The following is a 25,770-nucleotide window of genomic DNA, read 5'->3' on the forward strand; positions in this document are numbered from 1 at the left end:
GGAAAATAACCCTATGCCCTTAAAAAAAATCGTTACAATCGTAAGCTTTCTGCTCTGTTCTATTTTTCAGGCACAAACCCTGCACTTATACGGAGGGGCAGATCAGGATCAATATTTGGGATGTTTAAACTGTGATACTTTTGATAAAAACTCCATCTGGAACAAGTATAGTGATTATGGAAATGTATACAGTTCAAAATCGATCTGGAATTCCTACGGAAATTATGGGAGTTCATACAGTACTTACTCTCCCTGGAGCAGCTACGCCTCATATCCTCCGGTTATTGTTGACCAAGACGGGAATTTTTTCGGATTCCTTACCCTGAATACTTATAAATCTGAAAGATCGGAGTTGGAATTAGCGCACATTTTATGCAAATACCATGAGGATATCAAAACAGATATCGATAGGTGGTATGAAAAGTTGTTTAGATAATTACACTTTTATTCATTGAAGAGTCATAAATTTTCAAATAAATCTGTAAAATTGATAGCATAATTGCCCTAATTTTTAAATAGAAAAAATATAATTAACCTATTTCTAATCTATTCTAAAAAATTCCTTTTTACCCTATTTTCTACTTTAACAAACTGTAAATGTTAATTTTAATATAATTTAATATCATCGAAAGAATGAATGCTAATGCCAGTCGGCGTTATTCATGAAATCCATCAGCTAAGATTTAACACTCTATTAAGAAATAAATATCCATCTTTGCAGCCTTAAAATCAAACACGCTAGTTTATTTCATGAGCATTATTTTTAAAAAGCGACTACTTATAGCGCTTGTATTACCTACTGCCGCATTATATTACGGTCAGAGTACAAAGGATTCATTAGAAAAATCCAAATCTATTGATGAGGTGATGTTGGTGGGTAGAAACCTTTCCCAAACAGCCAAAGAAAGAAAGACACCTGTTGCAGTTTCCACTATTAAGGCAGCTGAAATTCAGGAGAAATTGGGAAATAGAGAATTTCCTGAAATTATGAAGTCTACCCCATCGGTTTACGTTACCAAAGTAGGTGGTGGATTTGGAGACAGTAGAATTAACATGAGAGGTTTTGATGGTGCCAACATTGCGGTAATCATCAACGGACAACCTGTTAATGACATGCAGGGAGGTACTGTTTATTGGTCTAACTGGACCGGATTGGCAGACATTGCAAGTACGATTCAGATTCAGAGAGGTCTGGGAGCTTCTAAATTTGTAGTTCCATCTGTAGGAGGAACTATCAATATTGTAACTAAGGCTACCGATTCTGAGCAAAAAGCAATGATAAAGGGAGAAGTGGGTAACGATAACTACTCCAGATTATCTGCTATGTACTCTTCGGGTTTAAAAAATAAATGGGCAACAACGGTATTGCTTTCTCGTTGGCAAGGTGATGGTTACATCAACGGTACAAAGGGGGAAGGTTACTCTTGGTTTTTCTCCACTGGATTTAAGCCGAATGAAAAACATGCATTCAATTTAATTGCAACCGGAGCACCTCAGGTACACGACACGAGAAGATCTTCTGCAACGGGAGCCAATGTGGCAACATTACAACAGTTTGAAACGTACGGAAGAAGATACAATCCACAAACAGGAATGCTGAATGGTTCTCAATTCAATTTAGCACCTAACTTCTACCATAAGCCGATTGCATCTCTTAACTGGGACTGGAATATTAATGATGCCTTGAAATTATCCACAGTGGTGTATGGTTCGTGGGGACGTGGTGGTGGTGGTACCGGACTTAACGGTTCCATTAAAAATGCTGGCGGACAAACCATGAACTTTATGAATTACGGACCGGCCGGAGATGGTACCATCAACTGGGATATGATTTATCGTTATAACCAAGGAGGTCTGGTAACAGATTACAATGGAAATAATTTCCAGAAAGGAACTTTTACAGCTCCTGCAGGTTCTCCAGCTGATTATAACGGACGATATGTAAGTACATTAAACGGAACCACTGGTATTGTAAGAAAGCAAAGTATTAATTCCCACGACTGGTATGGTGTAATTGCAGATCTTAATTACAAAAAAAACAACTGGACCTTTAACGGAGGTCTTGACCTTAAAACTTACAAGGGATCCCTTTATGACATTGTTACTGATATGTTAGGGTCAGATGCCTTATTTGTTCCTAATACAGCGAATGCTCCAAAAGGGTATTATATTAACCAAACTGTAAAGCCAGAACCACTTTCAAAGCTTAATGATGCTCAGAAAGTGTCTATCCACAACGAAGGCTTAGTAAAATGGGCTGGTGTATACGGAATGGTAGAATATAGCACTGAGAAGTTAAGTGCATCTATTCAAGGGTCAGTTTCTGAACAATATTACAAGAGAAAAGACTATATGCTGTATACTCCCGGAAATCAGGAAACCAAATGGTATCACAAAACGGGTTATATTGTAAAGGGAGGTGCCAACTATAACATAGATCAGCATCATAATGTATTCTTCAATACGGGGGTTATTTCAAGACAGCCATTATTCAATGCTTTATTCCCATCCAATCAAAACATTTATAACGATGCGAAGAATGAAAGAATCTTCTCTATAGAGCTAGGATATGGTTTCAAATCTCGTTATATCGATGTTAATATTAATGCATACAGAACGCAGTGGGATGACAGATTTATTTCAAGAACATTCAATGCAGGTGCTGCAGATGTTGCCAACTTCTCTCAATTGAAGCTTGGAAATGCTTATTACTATAATGCCTTAAATGTTGGACAGGTTCACCAAGGTATCGAATTGGAAACGAAAGCAAGACCTTTCTCTAACCTTAGATTGAGAGGAATGTTATCACTAGGTAACTGGAAGTACAAAGGAAATGCGAACTTCAACATTATTGATGTTCAAAACAACCAGGAAATTGCAGGAGCAACAGGGATCATTAACATTAAAGACCTGAAAGTTGGAGATGCTGCACAAACAACAGCAAGCATCGGAGCTGACTATAATATTACCAAAGCTTTCAGTATTGATGCGAACTGGGAATATTATGACAAATTATATGCGCAATTCAACCCGATTAACTTCCTTACTGAAGCAGCAAGAGAAAAAGGCGTTGTAAAATTACCAAGTTATAATTTATTTGACGTAGGGGCTACTTACAAGTTCATCATTGATCAGAAGAAGTCTTTAACGCTAAGAGCTAATGTATACAACTTATTCAACAAATATTATATTTCTGAATTAAGCTCCAATATTTTTGCAGGTGATAAAATTGCTAATGGTCCGGATGCAGGAAAAACGTATCAGGAAACAGGTAGAGTATATCAAGGTGTTGCTAATGGCAATACAGGATTCCTAGGTTTTGGAAGAACATGGTCTATTGCAGCCACTTTCAAATTCTAATACAGTATCATCTCAATAATGATTCAATTAAACCCGCCAATAATGGCGGGTTTTCTGATATTTATAATACATTATTGTAGTTGTTGTAATGCCCAGAATATAATATTTCCTGAGAAAATACTACCTCCGGAATTTGTCCCCTGAGTAGAACTTGGACCACATTGAATGGGTTTTGCTCCCATAACTCCCGCATAAGGCGTATAACAATCTGGGCCGGCACTCGATCCGCTACCTGGAAGAAATCCGCTACCACCACTTTGGGAAGAAAAAAACGCACCATCTTCTACCCAGAATACACCTTTATTTTTTACCTTGAATGCAGAAACAGAATTACCATTTGCTGCTAAAATCTGTACATTATTGCTTTGGCTTAATTTTGTTTTTGATATGGAATAACCACCACTTGCCTGATCTGCAAATTTCATCCCAGTAACATCTCCGAAAATACCTTTCAGGAAAGGATCGTTTGCAGGATCCGATGTAAAGAAATCTGCCATACCTGTAGTTGCATTTACAGCTGGATTATTGACAATATCGGCAGAAGTAAGGGTAATATCACCAATTAAAGAATTCAAAAGGCCAAGTGTATTATTCATACTACCCAAACCACCATAAAACTCAGTGGCAATCAAAAGCACTTTGCGAGGTGTATTTGCAAATGTGAACAATGATGATCTTTGAAGAGCGGTAATATCATTTCCACTTCTCCATCCCATTCCAATGATGTCGTAACTCATAATTGTAGATAAATCACCTGTGTCATTTAAGTCATCAGGTGCCATTGGTGAGCCATCTGTCCTTACAGTAGATGAAGAAAGAGGTCCAAAGTTGCTCCAAGAGTTCATAAAAGTAGTAAATGTTTGGCTTGAAAATTTATAAGAAGTATTGGTAACATCTCCTAGTTTTACGGTTGCCAAGGATTTTATTTTTTTGCTGACAATTGCTTTCAGCTGATCATCACAATGTTTAGTCTGCCCGTTCAGCGTCAGAACAAAAATATCAGTTCCCGCATTGACAGGAACACCGCTTCCGTACAAGAATACTGTTTTAATACCAGTAGTCGCAAACTCTCCAACCGAAGAGAAATAATATCCGTTATCCGGAGAAGAATATGCCCTAAAATCATAGGACCCGGGACTGGTTATGTTTACTTTGATCTTAATATATTCTGATGTTGTAAGCCCTGTATCTGTAGTATAGCTGCCATTAAGTGATATATCTGTAGAACAATCAATAGAACCGACATTAAACTCCGATGGTCCCAGTTTTCCGCAAATACTACTCCACTTGGAGCTTGTACCGTTCCAGTAATCGTAACAGCTTGTGTCTTTATTGTAGATAGTTAGCCCATTCTCTGCAGCTCCTAAAGACATGGTGTTTCTCTCTGCAGTAGTATAACGCTGAATAATAACCCCATTGAATTTGTCTGGTGCTGCAGTACTTGCAGGATCGATCCTTTCCGATATGTGCAACCCCGCATTTATGTTGGGCTTATCTGTACTGATACCGATTTGTCCAAAAGTTATGACGCTTGTGATAAGAAGCATTAGCAATAGTTGAATTTTTCTCATTTGGTTTATAAAATTATATTGTTTTATCTAATACAAAATGTATTGATACTCACATTAGAAGCATCAGTTTCATCTGATACAAAAAATTACGAATGGTTTATTTTTTTGATTACTTTTGCCTCGGTCAAATTGTCCAGATCTGCTATAATCAAATACTTTTAACATAATAAGAGACTGATCGTTAATTTGTTGGAATTGCAATATTTATCATCATTGTGTTTCGTTGCAAAAGTATGCCCCTATTAGAGGATTATGGAAATAAAAGAACCACAAACACAAATAAAATTCATGAATCCATTAAAGATTGTTAAACGCTATCATTATAAGGCAACAATAAACTGATACAAAACAGTTTACACAAATACAATTTAAAATTTCACTGATAAATTTGCTAAAATCAACACAAAGAAAATGGATAATGTCAAACTGAGAGAACAGGAAATACTAAGATTAAAAGAAGAACTATCTATAAGATATAGCTATCTAATGACTATTCTTTTATTATTGTTTGCTCTTATACACCTATTTATCTTTAAAGACAGCATAATGGGTTATTATTCCTTAGGCGGAGCGGTTTGTATATTTAGCTTTGTATATGTACTTGATACCTTTTTTCCGTCTGTTACTTTAAAAAATAGAGTTCAGGTCTACCTTATTATTGCACCACTTTATGTTTTTTTTCTCACCCTTTATTTCTGGAAAATTTCCATTGTCAATTTCTGTTGGTTTATACCTATTCCGCTCGGGGCATATGTCTATCTCGACAAGAAATATGGTTTCATTTATTCTATATATGCCATATTCATTGCAATGGTATCATTTTTCACGGCCCATTTTCTATCATTAGAACCCATCACAATATCTTACGAAGAGAACTATCGCTATACTGATTTTTTAATTTTTGGTTCTAACATTTTAATTGTTTACCTGTTCATTTATTATAAGGATAAGATAAGGGAACAAGAGCTTCTTTTTGTTATAGAAAAAAGAGAAAAAATTATACTTCCTGTTAAGCTAGAGGAACAAGATAATATGCCAGACGCAGAGTTATTGTTTGAAAGAATAGAAAATGAAATGATAACCAAAAGTCATTTTATCAATCCTAAATTTAGCCTTTCTGTGCTGAATACAATCCTAGAAACTAATAACACCTATACTTCAAGAGCAATAAGAAAAAAAGGATACTCTAATTTCAACACGTATGTAAATTCGCACAGGATAAACTATGTGAAAGAATTAATAGAAAAGAGTGATCTTGAAAAAGTAACCCTGATGTATATCTATACTGAGGCAGGATTCAACAACCAATCTACATTTAACAAAGCTTTTAAACAATGTATGGGAATGACGCCAAGTGAGTATATCCAGCGCATTAAAAAATAAATTAGTTCTCATTACGATGAACCAATTTACAATAAATAAAGAATCTAAAATTTCACACCTGCCCCCTATATATAGAGCAGGTAACACAGATCTTATGGCTCAGACTGCTTAAGAAAGCTGAACCTGAAAATCGTCTGCTAAAGAAAGAACACCCTCCGTTACTCCGTCAGAATGCGTACTGAAGCCTTTTAGCTTTGAAGTTTTCCCCTTTAAAACAAGATCCAAAAGTTGTTTATCTGAAAGTTTTTTTCCGAAAATATCAAAGGTAATTTTAAACCCACAATTCTTAAAATCTGAGCACCCCACAGCGGTTTTACCCTTGATCAGATTGTGCTCCTTACATTTCGGGCATTTCGTTTCTTCCCACGACTGAAGTTCTTTTTTCTGAGCGGGTTCTCTTTTTTTCTTTTCTTTAACCTCTTCTTTTTCTTCTTCCTGCAGGGTAATTACTTTCCCTTTGCCATCCACTACCTTTTTGGTAAGCTCAGTTACCATCTGGATCAGTTCTTCCTTAAAAAGATTGGCTTCATATTCACCTTTTTCAATTTTACGAAGTTTCGACTCCCATTCACCCGTCAGTTCCGGACTTTTTAAAAGCTCATCTTCAATGGTATCAATCAATTGAATTCCGGTTTGAGTAGCAATCAGGTTTTTCCTTTTCTTTTCGATATACTTTCTTTTGAAAAGGGTTTCAATAATGTTTGCACGGGTAGATGGTCTTCCAATACCGTTATTTTTCAAGAGTTCACGTAATTCATCATCTTCTACCTGTTTTCCGGCTGTTTCCATTGCCCTAAGCAGCGTTGCTTCGGTATAAGGCTTTGGTGGCGAAGTTTTTCCTTGGTGAATCATCGGATCATGTGGTCCTGATTCTCCTGCAATAAACTCAGGAATAGTCTGTTCTTCTTCTTTATCTTTTTCCTTATCGGTAGATTCTTCTTTAGGTTCTTTAGCATACACCGCTCTCCATCCCGGTTCCAGGATCTGTTTACCACTTGTTTTAAAAGGAATAGTTCCTACTTTGGCTTCTACCAATGTGTTGGAAATCTTACATTCCGGATAAAACACAGAAATAAAGCGCTTCGCGATCAAATCATAGATCAGCTTTTCTTCCCTGCTCAAATTTTGAGATGGTGGAACTTCTGTTGGAATAATAGCATGGTGATCCGTTACTTTTGCATCATCAAAAACAGCTTTTGATTTAGGAATCGGAGCTTCCAGTAATGGAGAAATCAGGTCCTGATAAAAACTCATTTTTCTAAGAATTCCTTCAATCTTCGGATAAAGACTTTCTGATAAGTAAGTGGTATCAACACGCGGATACGTTACGTGCTTCTTTTCGTAAAGACTTTGGATATAATTCAACGTATTTTCTGCTGAATATCCGTATTTTTTGTTGGCTTCAACCTGAAGTCCCGTTAAGTCAAAAAGCCTTGGGTTTTTCTCTTTTCCTTCTTTAATTTCAAAGGAAACAATCTCAAAAATATTTTCTTTAAGATATTCCAGTCCTTTTTCTGCCCGTTCCAATGTTTTCAACCTGTCAATAGCAGCATTGAAAATAACGTCACGGTATTTTGTTTTAAGTTCCCAATACTCTTCTGTGGTAAAGGCATCAATTTCTTTCTGACGCTGTACCAACATTGCCAAGGTTGGAGTTTGTACCCTTCCGATGGAAAGGACCGCTTTATTCCCTCCAAATTTCTTTGTAAAAAGCCTTGTTGCATTGATTCCCAGTAACCAGTCTCCTATTGCCCTTGCATTTCCGGCCAGATAAAGATTTTTATAATCTTCTGCAGGCTTTAAGCTTGCAAAGCCCTCCTTGATTGCTTCTTCCGTCAATGACGAAATCCATAAACGCTGAATAGGCTTGCTGCATTTTGCCTTTTGCAAAACCCAACGCTGAATGAGTTCTCCCTCCTGCCCGGCATCCCCGCAGTTGATGACCTCATCACATTCTTCTACTAGTCTTTCAATCACTTTAAACTGATTTTCAACGCCTTTATTCGGGATCAGCTTTATTCCAAAACTGCTGGGAATAATAGGAAGCAAAAACAGATTCCAGGATTTGTACTGGGGACCGTAGTCGTGAGGTTCTTTAAGCGTACAGAGATGTCCAAACGTCCATGTCACACAGTATCCGTTCCCCTCCATATAGCCCTGCTTGGATGTGGTAGCGCCTAATACTTTAGCAATATCTCTGGCAACACTGGGTTTTTCGGCAATACATAATTTCATGAACTCGGGATTATTGAAAGACTGCAAAAATCGGGATTTTTTTTGACTTTGCAAACTTGGTTATAGGATGAGGACCGACAATTTAAAGACTTAAAAATCAAATTTCACATTAATCAAGAGTTTTATGGTACTTATTCCATCAATAATTGCAATCTGTTTTGTATAAAAACCTCAATATTCAATTTTAATCTTGATAAAAAAAATAAAATAATTTTAATTCTAAACTAGTTTTTTGAATATTAATAAAAATTAAAACACCAATAAACAACTGATTTACTGATAATTAAAGTTTATAAATAAAAAAATATAACAAAAAGTCTATAATTTTAATAGACTAATAAAAATATATGTTCTATATTTGCAACAGAATTTAGGGAAAAGCAAATAAATGAAACCAAATACTAAGAATAATACAATAAAGAAACATACCATCAAAATAATGATGATGTGTAATTGTATGCCTATACATAAAGAACTTCGTGGATGACCTTACTTTTATATGACATATTTTTAAAGGCTCTACCACGTGTAGGGCCTTTTTCATTTCAACAATTTACACATTAAAAAATTACAAAATGAGCAATTCTAAAAACAGATGGCTGATACCACTGGCATTTACAAACATCTATGTAATATGGGGAATTACGTTTTTAGCTATTTCATTTGGCTTAAAAGGTTTTCCGCCATTCATTCTTTCGGGGCTAAGATTTCTGGTAGCAGGAATTCTGATGATTGGGTACCTCCTATCCAAAGGAGAAAAACCAAACTCACTCATTAACTGGAAGAAAAACGCAATCACGGGGGTACTTATCCTTACCGGAGGAACAGGTCTTGTGGCTTGGGGTGAGCAATATGTGACAGCTTCGGAGGCAGCTATTTCCATTGCAACCGGTCCGTTTTGGTTTATTGCCATCGACAGAAAAAACTGGAAATATTATTTTTCGGATAAATTTATTCCGATTGGACTAGCCATTGGTTTTGTAGGGTTGATTCTATTCTTAAAAGGAAGTGTGAATTCAAGTGCAGCACATGCCGTAGCGAACGGCCAAATCCGTATCACAGCATTTGTGGTATTGGCATTAAGTTCTATTGCATGGGTTTTAGGGTCTTTATATTCTAAGAAAAATCCGGCTTCACAATCTACATTTATGAATATTGCACAACAACTTATTGTAGCAGGAGCAGCATCTTTTCTTATTGCCTTATTTAGAAAGGAATGGACGGGTTTTTCGGTTTCAGCAATCCCATTATCGGCATGGTTGGGAGTTCTGTTTTTGATCTTCTTTGGATCTATAGTCGCTTATTTGTCGTACATTTGGCTCTTGTCCGTGAAGCCCGCTGCATTGGTAAGCACCCATACCTACATTAACCCTATTGTTACAGTTATTGCTGGATGGATTGTGGCCAACCAGAGCATAAATGGCGGCCAGCTCTATGGTTTGGCAGTCATATTGCTGGGAGTACTTCTGACTAATGTCACCAAGTATTTCAAACTTTCAAAACGGTCAAAGGTCAAAATCAGAAGAGTTAAAAGATTATTTAACAGGGCAGGCAAGCGATATCAGCCTATTTAAAAAGATAAACATCAGAATGATAGAAATCAGAAACATATCAAAAACATTCCACCAGAAAAAACAGTCTTTCAAGGCTCTGGATCAGGTGAGTCTTACTATAGATAAAGGGGATATCGTAGGAATTATCGGGTTTTCCGGTGCAGGAAAAAGTACGCTGATCCGTACTGTAAACTTATTGGAAAGACCAGATGAAGGACAGGTAATTATTAATGGAAGAGACTTTACCCAATTAAGTTCTAAACAATTGGCTGAGGAACGTAAAAAAATCGGAATGATCTTCCAGCACTTTAATCTTCTTTCTTCAAGAACCGTTTTTGATAATGTAGCACTTCCTTTGGAACTGGATCATCTCAGTAAAGATCAAATCAATAAAAAAGTCAACGAATTACTAAAAATTGTAGGTCTTGAAGATAAGGCCCATGATTATCCTAGGAGTCTTTCGGGAGGTCAAAAACAAAGAGTAGCGATTGCAAGAGCATTAGCCAACGATCCTCACCTCTTACTTTGTGATGAAGCAACGAGTGCCCTTGACCCGGTGACTACACAATCTATTTTACAATTGCTAAAGGATATTAATCAAAGACTTGGTATAACCATTCTTCTGATTACCCATGAAATGGATGTTATAAAGGCTGTTTGTAATCACGTTGCCGTTATAGATCAAGGAAAATTATTAGCAAAAGGAACTTTAAGTGAGATCATTTCGGATAGAAAAAATCCGGTGATCCAACAATTTATAAATTCAGACATCATGACCCTGCCACAGGAACTCAGTAACAGACTGCAGAAAGAGCCACAGGATGGTTTATTTCCGCTGGTCGAAATAGAACTTAACGAAAACATAAGTGTTGAACAACTTCTTTCAACTTTATATAATGAATACAAAATCCCTTACAAACTTTTGAAAGCGGATGTAGAATATTTTGGAAACTCCAACTTTGGAAAATTATTGCTGCAACTTCAGGGAGAAGCTGAGAAAAACCAGCAGGCCATCTATTATTTTAATCAAAATAAAATTCAAAATACAGTAAAAGGATATGCTTAGTGATACGGTAATTGCCCTTTTGGCAAAAGGAACCTGGGAAACGGTTTATATGACATTTGTGTCAGGTTTTTTTGGTTTTGTTTTAGGTCTTCCGGTGGGAATTCTGTTGTTTTTAACAAGAAAAGGACAACTGCTGGAAAATGTAGCCTATCACAGAGCTTTATCTATTTTGGTTAATATTTTTCGTGCCATCCCATTCATCATCTTAATTGTATGGATGATACCTTTTACAAGGATTTTGGCAGGAACTTCCATTGGAGTAAATGCGGCATTGGTTCCATTAAGTGTGGGAGCAGCTCCTTTTATTGCAAGATTGGTAGAAAATAGCCTTATTGAGGTTCCTCACGGCTTGATAGAAACAGCCAGAGCCTTAGGCGCTTCACCATTTCAGATTATCAAAAAGGTATTGCTACCGGAAGCGCTTCCATCATTAATTAATAACGCCACCATCACTTTAATCACATTGGTAGGTTACTCTGCAATGGGTGGTGCTGTAGGAGCCGGTGGATTGGGACAGGTTGGATATCAATATGGCTACATCGGTTATGATATTGTAATCATGAACACCGTTTTGATATTACTTGTTCTTCTTGTATTTATCATACAGTTTATGGGAGACAGATTATCTAAAAAGTTTGACCATAGATAAGTTTGAGTGTAGAAGAGTATTAGAGCTTGAGAATTCTTGTGAGAAGAATTTTGAGATCCTGAATGTAAATAAAATAAATTCTACTCATTTACCAATTTACTTTTAGCACTTTTACCTTTAAAATAAAAAATCAGAATGAAAAAAATAAAAATCATAGGATTATTAGCAGCCGGAGCATTTCTTTTTAGTGCCTGTTCGGGGAAAAAGGATGACCCCAACTTTATCAGAGTGGGAATTACCTACGGGCCGGAGCAGGAGGTTGCTGAAGTTGCTAAAAAAGTAGCGAAAGAAAAATATAACCTTGAAGTGGAACTGATTCCTTTCAATGATTATGTAGTTCCCAATGAAGCCTTAACCAATGGTGATATTGATGCCAATGCTTTCCAGCATCTTCCCTATTTGACTGAACAATCAAAACAAAGAGGATATAATCTTGCTGTTGTAGGAAATACTTTTGTTTATCCTATCGTTGCCTATTCAAAAAAGATTCAAAATATCAGCCAATTGCAAAATGGAAGCACCATCGTTATTCCCAACGATCCCACCAACGGCGGACGTTCATTACTTCTATTGCAGAAAAATGGTTTATTGAAATTAAAAGACGGCATCGGATTACTTCCAAAAGTTACTGATATCACTGGAAACCCAAAGCAATTGAAAATCATGGAAATTGAAGGAGCGCAGATTCCTAGGGTTTTGGACGATAGAGATGTTGTTGTAGGTATTATTAACAACAATTTTGCAGCCCAGGCTGGTTTAGATTCTGAAAAGCAAGGTATTTTTAAAGAAGATAAAGATTCTCCTTACGTTAATCTCATTGTGACAAGACAGGATAATAAAAACAGCCAAAAGGTAAAGACCTTTGTAAAAGCCTTTCAATCTGATGAAGTAGAAAAGAAAGCTAAGGAAATCTTTAAAGGAGGTGCTGTAAAAGGATGGAATTAAAGTTTGAAGACCTGAGGGTTTTAGAGTAAAAACTTGAATATTGAAATTTTAAGTAGATCATTTCAAATTTCACCTCTGTATATCATGCTTTGTGCATTCTGCTGAAGCTAAATTCACCCCTCCTATTTCTTCACTTCTAATAAAAACAAACTGTCAACAAATCTGTAGGCAGTTTTTTTATGGTAAAAAATTTATTTTCTCAATTTGAGATAATAAAAAAATTTTCTTTATTTTTGCTTTAATCCAATAAAAAGGCAATATGTTAAAGAAAACCGCCATTGTAAGTTTATTCACCTTTATTTCTGTTTCTTATATGGCCCAGAACAATACTGTACCCGTTTATTTAGATGAATCTAAACCGGTAGAACAACGTATCCAAGATGCCCTTTCCAGAATGACACTGGAGGAGAAAGTGGCTATGCTTCATGCACAATCAAAATTCAGTTCACCAGGTGTTCCAAGATTAGGAATCCCTGAATTCTGGACTACAGACGGACCTCATGGGGTACGCCCTGAAGTAATGTGGGACGAATGGGACCAAGCAGGATGGACTAATGACTCTATTATCGCCTACCCTGCCCTAACAGCTCTATCTGCTACATGGAATAAGAACATGTCATGGAACTATGGTAAGGCATTAGGAGAAGAAGCCCGTTATCGAAAAAAAGACATTCTTTTAGGACCTGGAGTTAACATCTACAGAACTCCTTTAAACGGAAGAAACTTTGAATACATGGGTGAGGATCCTTATTTAACCTCAAAAATGGTAGTCCCTTACATCAAAGGGGTACAATCTAACGGGGTGGCAACATCTGTAAAGCATTTTGCATTAAATAATCAGGAAATGTTCCGCCATACCAGCAATGTAAATGTAGATGACAGAACACTTTATGAAATTTATCTTCCGCCTTTCAAAGCAGCAGTAACTGAGGGGGATTCCTGGACAATCATGGGAGCTTATGATCTTTATAAAGGTCAATATGCAAGCCAGAATCAATATCTTTTGAATGATATCTTAAAGAAAGAATGGAATTACAAAGGCGTAGTAGTTTCCGACTGGGGTGCTGTAAATAACACTGAACAAGCCATCCATAACGGACTGGATCTTGAATTTGGAAGCTGGACAAACGGTCTTTCTGCCGGAACAAAAAACGCTTATGATAATTATTATCTGGCAAAACCTTATCTCGATTTAATTAAAGCAGGAAAAGTAGGAACTACAGAATTGGACGACAAAGTAACCCGATTACTCCGTCTTGCCTACAAAACCACAATGAACAGAAACAAACCTTTTGGAAATGTCGCTTCTGAAGAGCATAAGGCGGTAGCAAAAGAAATTGGAGAGGAAGGAATTGTTTTGCTTAAAAACCAAGGAAATGTACTTCCTATAGACATCAACAAGGCTAAAAAAATTGCCGTTATTGGTGAGAATGCCATTAAAATAATGACCGTGGGTGGTGGTTCATCATCATTGAAAGTAAAATATGAAACACTTCCTTTAGATGGTATTAAATCCAGATTCGGAAAACAAGCCGATGTACAATATGCAAGAGGTTATGTAGGAGATATCGGTGGAGAATATAATGGGGTAAAATCCGGGCAAGATCTAAAAGATACCCGCTCTGAAGCTCAACTATTGAACGAAGCTGTTGAATTAGCAAAAAAATCTGACTATGTAATTTTTGTGGGTGGACTGAACAAAGCAGACTTCCAGGACAGTGAAGGAAATGACAGAAAAAGCTACGGCTTGCCATACAATCAGGATAACGTTATTGCAGCTCTTGCAAAAGCGAATAAAAACCTTGCAGTGGTTTTAGTTTCAGGAAATGCTGTAGCCATGCCTTGGATCAAAGAAGTTCCAACTGTTTTACAATCTTGGTATCTGGGTTCTGAAGCTGGAAACTCTATCGCTTCTGTTTTAGCAGGAGATGCCAATCCATCAGGAAAGCTTCCGTTTACATTTCCGGTAAAACTGGAAGACAATTCAGCCCATCAACTTGGGGAATACCCGGGAAATAAAGAAGAATTTGCTGCAGGAAAAGGAAAAGATCAGAAAAACCCAATCAATATCACCTATAATGAAGGTGTTTTTGTAGGATACCGTTGGCATGATACCAAAAACATTAAGCCTCTTTTCAGTTTCGGACACGGTTTGAGCTATACAACCTTTGAATTTGGGAAAGCAAAAGCGAATAAAACAACACTGTCACAGAATGATACCATTACCTTTACCGTGACGGTTAAAAATACAGGAAAGAAAGCCGGTGCTGAAGTTGCCCAACTTTACATCAGTGATTCAAAATCATCCGTTCCCCGTCCTGCAAAGGAACTGAAAGGGTTTGAAAAAGTATATTTAAATCCAGGTGAACAGAAAGAAGTAACTTTTACAATCGATAAAACAGCATTAAGTTATTTTGATGCTGGAAAACACGATTGGGTTGCTGAACCTGGAGATTTTGAAGCATTGATCGGAAATTCTTCAGATGCCATTAAAACAAAAGTGAAGTTTACGTTGAAATAATCTAAACAAGAAGTTGATAAAATGAAGACGGAAATTAATTTGTAGAAATGTTGTAAAGCAGGTTTCATTTTTGGGACCTGCTTTTTTGTTTCTCTTGCTGATCAAACAGATAACACAGATTTTTCACATGAATCTACATAAGTTGAGTAAGCTTAAATTATTAAACATTTCCTTAACTATTCTTGAAAGCTTAAAAACTCTTAATGGTTCAAATTTTATAAAATCTCTTGCAGATCAAGCTGATGACGCAGTTTTTTTTGAGTGTATATTTTATCATTATAAAAATTGGAGCATTGAAATAAGTAAAAAGCAGGTCTCAAACTGAAACCCGCTTTTATATTTAATTTATCTAACATTTATTCTATTTCGCTCCCCCAGCATTTTTCTCTACATCGGTTTTGGTGTTTTCTTTTACTTTCTGGTTTCCGAAACGCTTTACAAAGGTAATATTCACTCCGTACCAGTCCCACAATTCATATCTTCTTACTGTTCCTCCCTGATTGTAAGTGATATCATCAGAATAAGGTCGTTTGAAAATATTCATCAACTGTATACTGGCTTCCATTTGTGTTTTAGGAAATATTTTGGTGATGGAAATATTATGGAATACATTGGTGTTATTAGCCTGGGTATTTCCATTGTTCTGATTGGAAATTTCCATCCATGCGCTCAGGTTGATGTTCTTATTGAAAAGATTGGTATAAGAAAGGTTGGCAGAACCACCCCAATAATTGATATAAGCTTTTCCACCAATATCATTCTTCAAATTGAAATCATGATTATCGATATAATACCACCCAAATCCGACATTTAGATTCAGCTTATTTTTAAGAAAATTCTGATTGGTATTAGCAAAAATGTAATATTTCTCAACTCTTCCATTGAAGTTTCCGGGATAAGACACATTTCTTCCGCCTTCACTGGTATAAGTGGTCCAGTAATCCTGATTGGTATACATATATCTTGCAGAAATAAAATACTTTTTCAGGATTCCAAACTTCAGGTAAAGCCTGTCATTAGGGTTAGGATTCAAGTCCATATTTCCTCTGGAATACGTTCCGTCAATGGATGGCGTTAAAAAAGGATTGAATTCCGAATACCAGGGTCTCCAGATTTTGCGGTCGTAAGTAAGACTCAAATCATATTTATCTGAGAAGCTGTATTTCAGCAATAAATTAGGAAGAAAAGTACCGTAGTGATCTTTTCTTTCAGTTCCTGCTACATCTTGTCTTGTCTTAAAATCAATATATTCATATCGAAGTCCAATTCTGGTTTCCAACTTCTTGAAAAATGTTCTACTATAATTAGCATATACAGAAGTGATATTATCTTCATAATGGAACTTATCTCTTGTAGAAAGCCCTGCATACTCAGAAGTCCCAAGACTGTATCCATAAAGGTTATTAGGAATAACATGGTTGTTGAATTCTGTTTTTGCTCCTACTTCCATAGTTCCCCAGGATTTTCCTAAAGGTTGGGTATAATCCACTTTCAGGTAGTAATTACGCATCTGGGCATTGTTTATAGATCCTATTTCTTTAGCCTTAGGATCGTTCACTATTGTTTTATTGATGAGATCATTATTATCATTTCCGGAATAATTGGTCCCTAGATTTACATCCAGAATTCTATTTTTCTCTTTATCATAATATTTATAAAAAACATTGGTACCCAGGTTACGATAAAAACCATTAGCAGTTTGAGCCTGATGATAATTTACAAAGTCTTTTTTATTATAATCATACTCTCTTCCGTCAGTATTGGACCATGACAAGTTTCTACTCTGATTATATTCAAGAACAAGCCCTATATTATTTTTATCATTCAATGCAAATTCAGAAGTTGAGGAAAGTGATGGGGTTTCACTTTTTGAAATGGTTTCATAGCTTAAATCTCTGTTCAAAGTATTGTCTGCATAAAACACAATGTTACTGGAGCCTTTTTGTACGTAGTTATTATTGGCATAACTTCCAATCAGAGTCTGAGTAAATTTCTTCTTATGATAATTCAGGTTAAAGTTAGAATACTGTGTATTTTTTGTACTCTGTCTGTTGCTTAGTGAAATACTTCCTTTTAATCCTTCATCATCACGTTTCTTCAAAACAATATTAATAACGGAACCAGTAGCTTCATATCGTGAAGACGGGCTAGTGATCACTTCAATCTTCAATAGATTATCCGCGGGAATGGTTTTAAGATATTCTTTTAATTCCTTACCTGTAAAAACAGATTTTCTGTCATTAATATATACAGTTACCGACTGTCCTTCCGCCTTTACAGCATCACTGTTATCAATGCTTACCAGAGGTGTCATTCTCAGAACATCCCATGTTGTATTTCCGGCTACAATGGCACTGTTGGCCACATTAAAGACAGTCCGGTCTACCTTAGATTCTACTGTTGGTTTTCTGGCAACCAGCGTAACGGCTTCTATTTCTTTCGCTTCTGCTTTTACAGTATCCTTTACAGCCTGGGTTTGAGCCAGCGCCAAAGAACCTGTTAATAATGCAATTGGAAATAATATTACTTTCATGAGAGATTTTAGTTTATCTATAAGACCACTATAACCTAACATTTGTTACATCGAAAAATGTGGAAAATTGAAATAAATATCTATGTTTTAACAATTTACATATTTCATATTTAGGAATAATTTAAAGAAATAACAATTATTAAGATAAAATAAACAACCAAATACTCCTATATCAAAAACATAGACAAAAAAAATTATAATAGTAATCATTTCCATTAACCAAACTTTAACATATTTATTTTCATTTTACCCATAAAAAAAGCCCGGATCTCACCCGGGCCGCTAGCAATAGCAAATTTACAAGGATTAAAAATTAAAAAATATGCTAGTTTAAACTTTCAAAATATTGGATAACACCTACTTCCGGCAGATGAAGCTTGTCCTTATTAAAATCAGGTTCCTGATTTTTGCTGCTTTCCAAAAAGGAATTACTGAATAAAGCATAGGACGGCTGTTCTGCCCAACCGTTTTTCAAAAGCTGATGAGCTTCCACAATTGGTTTCCCATACAATTTTCTGAAATTTCCGATATTGTATTGTGAAAATGCTCCATAATGAACAATAAATTTCAGAGATAAATCAATGGTTGTCCCTAAACTTTTACTCAGTTCCTTTATTTTTTTGTTGAATGCATTTCTCATTTTCCAAAGCATCTTTGAAATACTCTGGTAAGACGGATTTTCATCGTATCGATAAAATAAAATAGCGTCTCCTTCAATTTCTGAAATCTCAAAATACTGATCATTCATATCAATCAGTGTAGAAAGTAGTTGTCTTACAATATATTCTCCTGTATACAATTTTGTATTGAACACAAACTCGGTAAATCCGCTAAAGTCCGGAATTAGAATGATACCCTCTTGTATATTTGTATTCTTCATAATGATTATGGATTAAAAACCTGCTGCATCCTTACAGACGAAGCAGGTTTAATTTTACTTTATTGCCATCCGCCCCCTACAGAACGATAAAGCGCTGTTATGGCATTCAATCGTTGAGCTTTCAGGGAAGCCAGCTCAAGTTCAATCTGAAGCTTATTGGTTTGAGCAATGATTACCTCCACATATGTTGCTGAATTGTACTTGAATAACAAATCAGCTTTCTTTACAGCATCATTAGACTTTACAACCAATCCTTCAGCGATTTTCTGTTGCTCTTCCAGCTTTTGGATTTGCACCAAGGCATCAGAAACCTCTCCTACCGCTTTTAAAACAGACTGCTTAAATCCTATTTCAGCCTGATCAGCCATTACCTTAGATTGTTCGTACTGAGTCTTCAATTGCTTTCCATTTAAAATTGGCTGGGCAATAGCTCCGGCCACCATTCCGAAAAGAGATCCGGGAACACTGAACCATTTGCTGATCTGGAAAGCATTCACACCCCCTTGTGCTGTAATATTCAATGACGGATACATATTCATTTTTGCAACATGAATGGCAGCTGCACTTTTTCTTACCTCAAGCTCAGCGGTTTTCACATCCGGCCTGTAACTTAATAATTCCAAAGGAACTCCCGCTGAAATACGATCCGGAGACTGAACATTATTCAGACTGGCACTTCTTTCAATTTTTCCGGGCATAGATCCGGTTAACAAACTCAATGCATTTTCCTGTGTTGCAACCGAACTTTCGATAGCCGGAATAGATTTCAGGATCTGATCTTTTACAATTTCCTGTTGTTGTACCGCCAAAGCAGTTGTCATCCCTAATTCTTGCTGTTTCACCAAAAATTTCAATGTATTATCAGCGTAAGTCAGATTGGATCTTGTAATTTCTAATTGAGTATCCAGCATCAATAGGTTATAATATCCCTGAACTACAGCTGCCACCACTTGTGTTTTTACCGCCTTTGCTGCTTCCTGGGTTTTAAGATACTCTGCCAATGCCTGTTCCTTTCTTCCTTTAATTTTCCCCCAGATATCTGCTTCCCATGAAAAATTGAGGGCTGCAGTATAATCTTCCATATACCTTTTACCCATAAATTGTCCTGCCATCATCCCGTTCATACTATTATCCGAAGGACGGTTGATATTTCCGTTTGCAGAAGCACTAATGGTAGGTACATTTCCCCACTTGCTTTGAGTGTAGGCCAATGAGGCAAATTCTATCTGCTTTAAAGCTACCTGCAGATCATTATTCTGAACCATTGCCTTATCAATCAAACCAACTAAAACCGGATCCTTGAAAAAATCCTTGTAGCTGATCTTGGCTATGTTTTCGTTTTGCTCTACAACAATACTGTCACTTCTGAAAGCTTCAGGCATCTTCACTTCAGGCTGTTCATACTTCTGAACTTTGCAGGAAATGGCCGTCCCTGAAATGAATGCGATATATGCTATATTTTTAATTTTCATTTTTAAAATCATTTGAATTAATATTCCCAATCCGCATCTGTTACCACGCTTCCATTTATTTTTTCATGCAAAGCCTGGAATACTACAAAAAGAACCGGAACAATAAAAATTCCTAAGATGGTTCCAAAAAGCATCCCTGAAATAGCAGCATATCCAATAGAATGGTTACCCATTGCTGACGGGCCTACTACAAATAGCAACGGTAATAATCCGGTAATAAATGCCAGTGAAGTCATTAGAATAGGACGCAGACGTGCTTTGGCCCCCTCAACAGCTGATGCAATAAGGCTTTTTCCTGCTCTACGTCTCTGAATGGCAAATTCTACAATCAAAATACCGTTCTTCGCTAAAAGTCCAATCAACATAACTAAAGCAATCTGAACGTAAATGTTATTGGATAATTCTGCGAAAGTAATTCCTACGAACACCCCTGATAAACCTACCGGAATAGCGATTAATACAGCGAATGGAAGAATATAACTTTCATATTGAGCTGATAAAAGGAAGAACACGAATATGATACACAACCCGAAAATCATTACTGACTGTGAGCTGGAACCTGCTTCTTCACGACTCATTCCTTTATAATCATAAGTATATCCCGGAGGAAGCACCTGCTTGCTTACTTCTTCCACTGCTGCCATGGCCTGACCTGTACTGTAACCAGGAGCAGCCATTACCGTTAAGTTAGATGAGTTGAAAAGGTTGAAACGGTCTACCACTTCAGCACCTGTTACCTGTTTTAAGCTTACCAAGGTGTTGACAGGTACCATCTGACCTAAATTATTCTTTACGAAAATTCCGTTCAAGGATTCTTTATCCTGTCTTGTTTCCGGAGTAGACTGTACCAATACTCTGTAATATTTTCCGAATCTGTTAAAATCTGAAGCCTGAATACTTCCGTAATACCCTTGCATTACTCCTAAAACATCAGATACATTAACTCCAAGCTGAGCAGATTTTACTTCATCTACAAGCACTTCAAATTGCGGATAAGTAACATCAAAAGTGGTAAAAGCCACTGCAACTTCGGGTCTCTGCATCAAAGCACCCATCATTCCGTAGGAAATATTTCCAAGATTCTGAAGCTCACCGTTGGTACGATCCTGAAGTACAAGCTCCATACCGCTGGTATTTCCGAAACCATCAACCGTTGGGGTATTGATGACAAGGAAATTGGCTCTTTTATCCTGAGAAAGCATTCCCTGTGTTTGTCCGATAATGTCATTAATATTGTTAACCGCTCCTCTGGCTCCTGATTTTTTCAGTTTAACGAAAATAGAAGCTGCTGAAGATGACATGGAACCACTGAATAGATTCAGTCCGTCTACCGAAATTACTTTATCTACTGCCGGATTTTTCATCAAAAGGTCTTCTGTATCAGAAACCACTTTTGAAGTCCTGTCCTTGGATGCTCCAGGTGCAAGGTTCGCTGTAACAATGATAAAACTCTGATCCTCATCCGGAATAAATCCTTTGGGAGTTGTCATCGACATCCATGCAAACAAACCTCCGAAAGCTACAATGATAGCCAATGCAATCCATTTTTTCTTTAAAAGGAACAGTACTGCTTTCCCATAACGGAATGTCAGCTTATTAAAGCTCGCGTTGAATCCTGCAAAGAAACGATCCTTAAAGTTCATCTTTTCATGAGTCCCACCATGGTTTTGCTTTAAGAACAAGGCACACAAAGCGGGACTCAGCGTCAATGCATTGATAGCTGAAATCACAATCGCAATGGCCAATGTTAACGCAAACTGTTGGTAGAATAATCCTGTGGAACCACTCATAAAGGCTACCGGAACGAATACCGCAGACATGATAAGCGTAATAGAAACAATGGCTCCTGTAATCTCACTCATCGCAGACATGGTTGCAGCCCTTGCGTTCAGTTTTTTGTGTTCCATCTTGGCATGAACCGCTTCTACCACTACAATGGCATCATCTACTACAATACCAATAGCCAATACCAATGCAAACAATGTCAAAATATTGATCGAGAATCCGAAAACCTTCATAAAGAAGAATGTTCCTACAATAGATACGGGAACTGCAATAGCCGGAATTAACGTTGAACGGAAATCCTGAAGGAAGATATATACCACGATGAATACAAGAATAAATGCTTCTATCAGGGTATGAATTACCTGTTCTATGGATTGATCCAATGCTTCTTTCGTTGCATACGGAATTTCATAACTCATTCCCTCTGGGAACGATTTTTCAAGCTCTTTCATTCTTTCCTGAAGAGCAATCTGTACTTCATTGGCATTTGATCCTGCCATCTGGAAGATCGCCATCGTTACCGAAGCCTTTTTATTGAAGTTAGAAGAAACCGTATAACTGTAAGCTCCAAATTCTACCTTTGCAATATCCTTTAATTTTAAAACAGAACCATCGTTCAGTGCTTTTATCGTAATATTTTCATATTGTTCAGGTTCGGTGAATTTCCCTTTGTATCGAAGAACGTACTCCATCACCTCTTTACTTCTCTCTCCTAGTCTTCCGGGTGCCGCTTCCAGGTTTTGAGTCTGAATAGCACGGGAAACATCGGATGGCGTAAGGTTATATGAAGTCAGTTTATTCGGATCCAGCCAGATACGCATTGAATAGTCTTTGTTTCCGTAAACCATGGCATCTCCTACTCCTTTCACCCTTTTCAGCTCCGGTACAATATTGATCTTCGCATAGTTTTCAAGGAAAAGATCATTCATTGAACCGTCTTTACTGGTCAGGGAAACCATCGCAATCATACTGTTCTGCCTTTTCACCGTGGTAATTCCCGCTTGAATAACCTCAGCAGGAAGCTGGTTCGTCACCTGTGCTACCCTGTTCTGAACGTTAATAGCAGCCTGATCGGGATCTGTACCCAGCTTAAAGATCACGGTGATGCTTAATGTACCATCATTACTTGCTGTAGAAGTAATATAATCCATATTCTCTACTCCATTAATTGCATTTTCCAATGGGGGTGCCACAGATCTTGCAATTGTTTCAGCATTAGCACCCGGATACGCAGCGGTTACCATAACGGTAGGCGGTGCAATATCCGGAAATTTTGTAATCGGCAGGCTGACCATACCGACAATCCCGAGAATAACCAGCAACACGGAAATAACCGTTGCCAGTACGGGTCTTTTTATAATTTTCTTTAACATGATTTCTTCTTACGATTTTTTCTGTTGAGCATTCTTCTTTTGCGCCACTACAGGAGTTCCTGGCTGTAATCTGTCGAAACCGGAAACAATGTACTGATCACCAGCTTTAAGCCCTTTGGATACGATGAAGTTATCACCAGCTTTTCCATTCACTTCTACAGGTAGCATTGCTGCTTTTCCATCTTTGATGGTGAACACAAAAACTTTATCCTGAATGGTTCTGGTAGAAGCAATCGGAAGCAATACAACATTGCTGTAGAACTGATCCAGTAAAATCTTTCCTGTATTTCCGCTTCTTAAAAGATTGTTCGGGTTATTGAATTTTGCTCTTAGGGTAATGGAGCCTGTCGTTTTATTGAACTGTCCTTCCACTGCATCAATTCTTCCTGTTTCAGTATATTTTTCACCACCGGAAAGCAATAAGGATACTGCCGGTGTATTTTTAATCACCTCATCAATACTACTTCCTACATATTGTTTCTGAAAATTATTAAAGTCATTTTCACTTAAGCTAAAGTAGGTATATACCTGATGAATATCTGAAAGTAAAGTAATTGCCTCCTGATTACCAGGAGTCATCAAGCTTCCCAAACGATAGTTAAATCTTCCGATAAACCCGCTTACCGGAGCTTTAATCGTAGAAAAATTAAGATTAATCTTTGCGGATTCAATAGCAGATGATGACTGGCTTACAGCTCCTCTTGCTGCATTATATGCTGCCTCAGCCTCTTTTACCTGAATATCGGAAACCATTTTATTCCTAAAAAGTTCCTTTTTTCTATCCAAATCAATCTTAGAAGTCGAAAGATTAGCCTGTGCTGTAATTAAGGCTGCCTGAGCGCTTTTCAACTGTTCCCCGAATATCTGGTCCTCAATTTTAAACAATGGCTGCCCTGCTCTTACATAATCGCCCTCATCTACAAAAATCTTGCTTAGATATCCTGTTATCTGAGGTCTTATTTCCACATTGGAGACCCCTTCAATAGATGCAGCATATTCTCTGGAAACAGAAGCGTCTCCTTGTTTTACTATGTCTACAGGGAGTTCCGGTGCCTGCTGTTGATAAGATTGGTTTTGGTTGTTTTTCCTACATCCCGCCAAAATGATGAGCGAGAGGAAAAGTATGGTTGATTTCTGAATAAAAAATCTTTGCATAACAATAGTCCTTTTAAATTTTCCGGACAAAATTCGAACGAAAAAAATTCAATAGGATTATTCAAAAAACCCCTTGTTTTGTCAAAAAGACTCCTTATTTTCAAAAACATGAGAAATATCACTTATAGACAAAATAAATAAGATATTTTCATATTTTAAATCAAAATTATTCGGTAATTTTATCAAAAAGACACCTGTAATACAACAATCTCATTCTCAATACAAATCGTCTTTCCGGTATTCTAAAGGTGATCTTCCGGTATGCTTTTTAAAAAACTTACTGAAAGACGCCTGATCTGAGAATTTAAGCTGTGCAGCAACTTCATTAACGTTGAGATTGGGATTTTTAAGCAATAACCTTGCTTCTACAGCCAACACCTGATGAATAATATCCCGCGGACTTTTGAGCATTGTTTTATTAATGACCTTAGTAAGATATTTTCGACTGATAAATAACCTGTCAGCATAGAACTGTACATTATGCTCTTCCTTGAAATGCTCCTGAACCAATTTAAAGAAACTGGTGGTAAGTTCATCCTCTCTATGGGTAACCACATGTGGCTTCTCAATCTTCTTAAAGTAATTGTCTATTTCATAAATAACCAGTGAGAAATGATGCCAGATCATCTCATTAAAGTAATAGTTATCCTTTTCCTTGTTATTCAGCACTTTCAATTCATCAAGGTGAAAATCCAGCTTTCTATACAATTCAGGCTCGTTTCTGATAATATGAGTAGGATCGGATGACAGACTTTTCAGAACATTATTGGATTTATAATTAAAACCAGCCTGGGAAATAAAGTCTACTGAAAAGAAGATATATTTTGCATCGTAATCATCAGCAATATTATCAACCCAAAAAGTTTCAGCCATCGGACAAAAAACAAGATCTCCTTTAGAAACCTCATATCTTTTATCATCAAGTCTAAAGCTCACACTTCCTTTCTGTACTAGAAAAATACAGAAATAATCTGATCGGTAAGGCATATTAGGCTTAATGATGTAGTTGGCCTTATCAATTTCCATCACGACAAATTCTTTAATCCTAAGATCAAATTCTACCTGTTCCAATACTTCATCAAAAGCCAACTGTGAAACAAAACCGGGTTCTTTTGGGGATTTTTTCGCCATTGAAAATGGGTTAAGGTACGCGAAGGTAGTAAAAAAGGGATAAAAGCAGAGAAAACTAATCATGAAAAATTACAGGTGAATATCTTATTTGTGGTTTTGTGATTTTATGTTTTCTACCAACAAAAAAAAGGAACCGACACTTAAGCACCGATTCCTCA

Annotated in this window: 16 protein-coding genes; 8 read left to right on the forward strand and 8 right to left on the reverse strand. The window is 36.8% G+C overall.

What is annotated here, in order from left to right; all coding sequences use genetic code 11:
- Positions 1–13: 13 nt before the first annotated feature.
- On the forward strand, positions 14–436 hold the full coding sequence (locus C1638_RS03985; RefSeq protein WP_109618397.1) for a hypothetical protein: 423 nt from the start codon (positions 14–16) through the stop codon (positions 434–436).
- Positions 437–750: 314 nt separating this feature from the next.
- A complete protein-coding gene (locus tag C1638_RS03990; protein WP_109618399.1) occupies positions 751–3,360 on the forward strand; it encodes a TonB-dependent receptor in 2,610 nt (869 codons plus the stop codon).
- Positions 3,361–3,431: 71 nt separating this feature from the next.
- On the opposite strand, the gene C1638_RS03995 is transcribed toward C1638_RS03990, so the two are convergent.
- Complete coding sequence (locus tag C1638_RS03995; protein ID WP_109618401.1) at positions 3,432–4,931, reverse strand: phage tail-like protein; 1,500 nt, start codon at positions 4,929–4,931, stop codon at positions 3,432–3,434.
- 411 nt (positions 4,932–5,342) lie between these two features.
- On the opposite strand from C1638_RS03995, the gene C1638_RS04000 reads away from it, so the two are divergent.
- The gene (locus tag C1638_RS04000; RefSeq protein ID WP_109618403.1) at positions 5,343–6,314 is read left to right on the forward strand and encodes a helix-turn-helix domain-containing protein; all 972 of its coding nucleotides are present in this window, start codon (positions 5,343–5,345) and stop codon (positions 6,312–6,314) included.
- 108 nt (positions 6,315–6,422) lie between these two features.
- Here C1638_RS04000 and C1638_RS04005 read toward each other — a convergent pair whose 3' ends face one another.
- Positions 6,423–8,549, reverse strand: a complete 2,127-nt coding sequence (locus tag C1638_RS04005) for a type IA DNA topoisomerase (protein ID WP_109618405.1) — start codon at positions 8,547–8,549, stop codon at positions 6,423–6,425.
- A gap of 575 nt (positions 8,550–9,124) precedes the next feature.
- Here C1638_RS04005 and C1638_RS04010 point away from each other — a divergent pair.
- From C1638_RS04010 to C1638_RS04030, 5 genes are all read left to right on the forward strand, one after another.
- Positions 9,125–10,123 carry an EamA family transporter gene (locus C1638_RS04010; protein WP_109618407.1) on the forward strand — a complete coding sequence of 333 codons (999 nt, stop codon included), beginning with the start codon at positions 9,125–9,127 and terminating at the stop codon, positions 10,121–10,123.
- Positions 10,124–10,139: 16 nt separating this feature from the next.
- Positions 10,140–11,168, forward strand: coding sequence for a methionine ABC transporter ATP-binding protein (locus tag C1638_RS04015; RefSeq protein WP_109618408.1), 1,029 nt, complete (start codon positions 10,140–10,142; stop codon positions 11,166–11,168).
- On the forward strand, positions 11,161–11,817 hold the full coding sequence (gene metI, locus C1638_RS04020; RefSeq protein ID WP_109618410.1) for a methionine ABC transporter permease MetI: 657 nt from the start codon (positions 11,161–11,163) through the stop codon (positions 11,815–11,817). The genes C1638_RS04015 and metI overlap by 8 nt, the downstream gene beginning before the upstream one ends.
- A gap of 135 nt (positions 11,818–11,952) precedes the next feature.
- Complete coding sequence (gene metQ / locus C1638_RS04025) at positions 11,953–12,762, forward strand: methionine ABC transporter substrate-binding lipoprotein MetQ (RefSeq protein ID WP_109618411.1); 810 nt, start codon at positions 11,953–11,955, stop codon at positions 12,760–12,762.
- A 259-nt stretch (positions 12,763–13,021) separates the two neighbouring features.
- Positions 13,022–15,283, forward strand: coding sequence for a glycoside hydrolase family 3 C-terminal domain-containing protein (locus tag C1638_RS04030; protein ID WP_109618413.1), 2,262 nt, complete (start codon positions 13,022–13,024; stop codon positions 15,281–15,283).
- Positions 15,284–15,644: 361 nt separating this feature from the next.
- On the opposite strand, the gene C1638_RS04040 is transcribed toward C1638_RS04030, so the two are convergent.
- The 6 genes from C1638_RS04040 to C1638_RS04065 form a co-directional block, all read right to left on the reverse strand.
- Positions 15,645–17,816 (reverse strand): outer membrane beta-barrel protein, encoded by a 2,172-nt coding sequence (locus C1638_RS04040; protein WP_109619079.1) that lies wholly within the window; start codon positions 17,814–17,816, stop codon positions 15,645–15,647.
- Positions 17,817–18,141: 325 nt separating this feature from the next.
- Entirely contained in the window at positions 18,142–18,696 is a 555-nt protein-coding gene (locus C1638_RS04045) for a DUF2652 domain-containing protein (RefSeq protein WP_109618417.1), read from the reverse strand.
- A gap of 59 nt (positions 18,697–18,755) precedes the next feature.
- Positions 18,756–20,168, reverse strand: a complete 1,413-nt coding sequence (locus C1638_RS04050) for an efflux transporter outer membrane subunit (RefSeq protein WP_228428016.1) — start codon at positions 20,166–20,168, stop codon at positions 18,756–18,758.
- 17 nt (positions 20,169–20,185) lie between these two features.
- A complete protein-coding gene (locus C1638_RS04055; RefSeq protein WP_109618420.1) occupies positions 20,186–23,326 on the reverse strand; it encodes an efflux RND transporter permease subunit in 3,141 nt (1,046 codons plus the stop codon).
- A 9-nt stretch (positions 23,327–23,335) separates the two neighbouring features.
- A complete protein-coding gene (locus C1638_RS04060) occupies positions 23,336–24,481 on the reverse strand; it encodes an efflux RND transporter periplasmic adaptor subunit (protein WP_109618422.1) in 1,146 nt (381 codons plus the stop codon).
- A gap of 216 nt (positions 24,482–24,697) precedes the next feature.
- Positions 24,698–25,612, reverse strand: a complete 915-nt coding sequence (locus C1638_RS04065; RefSeq protein ID WP_165826495.1) for an AraC family transcriptional regulator — start codon at positions 25,610–25,612, stop codon at positions 24,698–24,700.
- Between the last annotated feature and the right edge of the window lie 158 nt (positions 25,613–25,770).

It is taken from the genome of Chryseobacterium oncorhynchi (assembly GCF_002899895.1).
Lineage (GTDB): Bacteria > Bacteroidota > Bacteroidia > Flavobacteriales > Weeksellaceae > Chryseobacterium > Chryseobacterium oncorhynchi.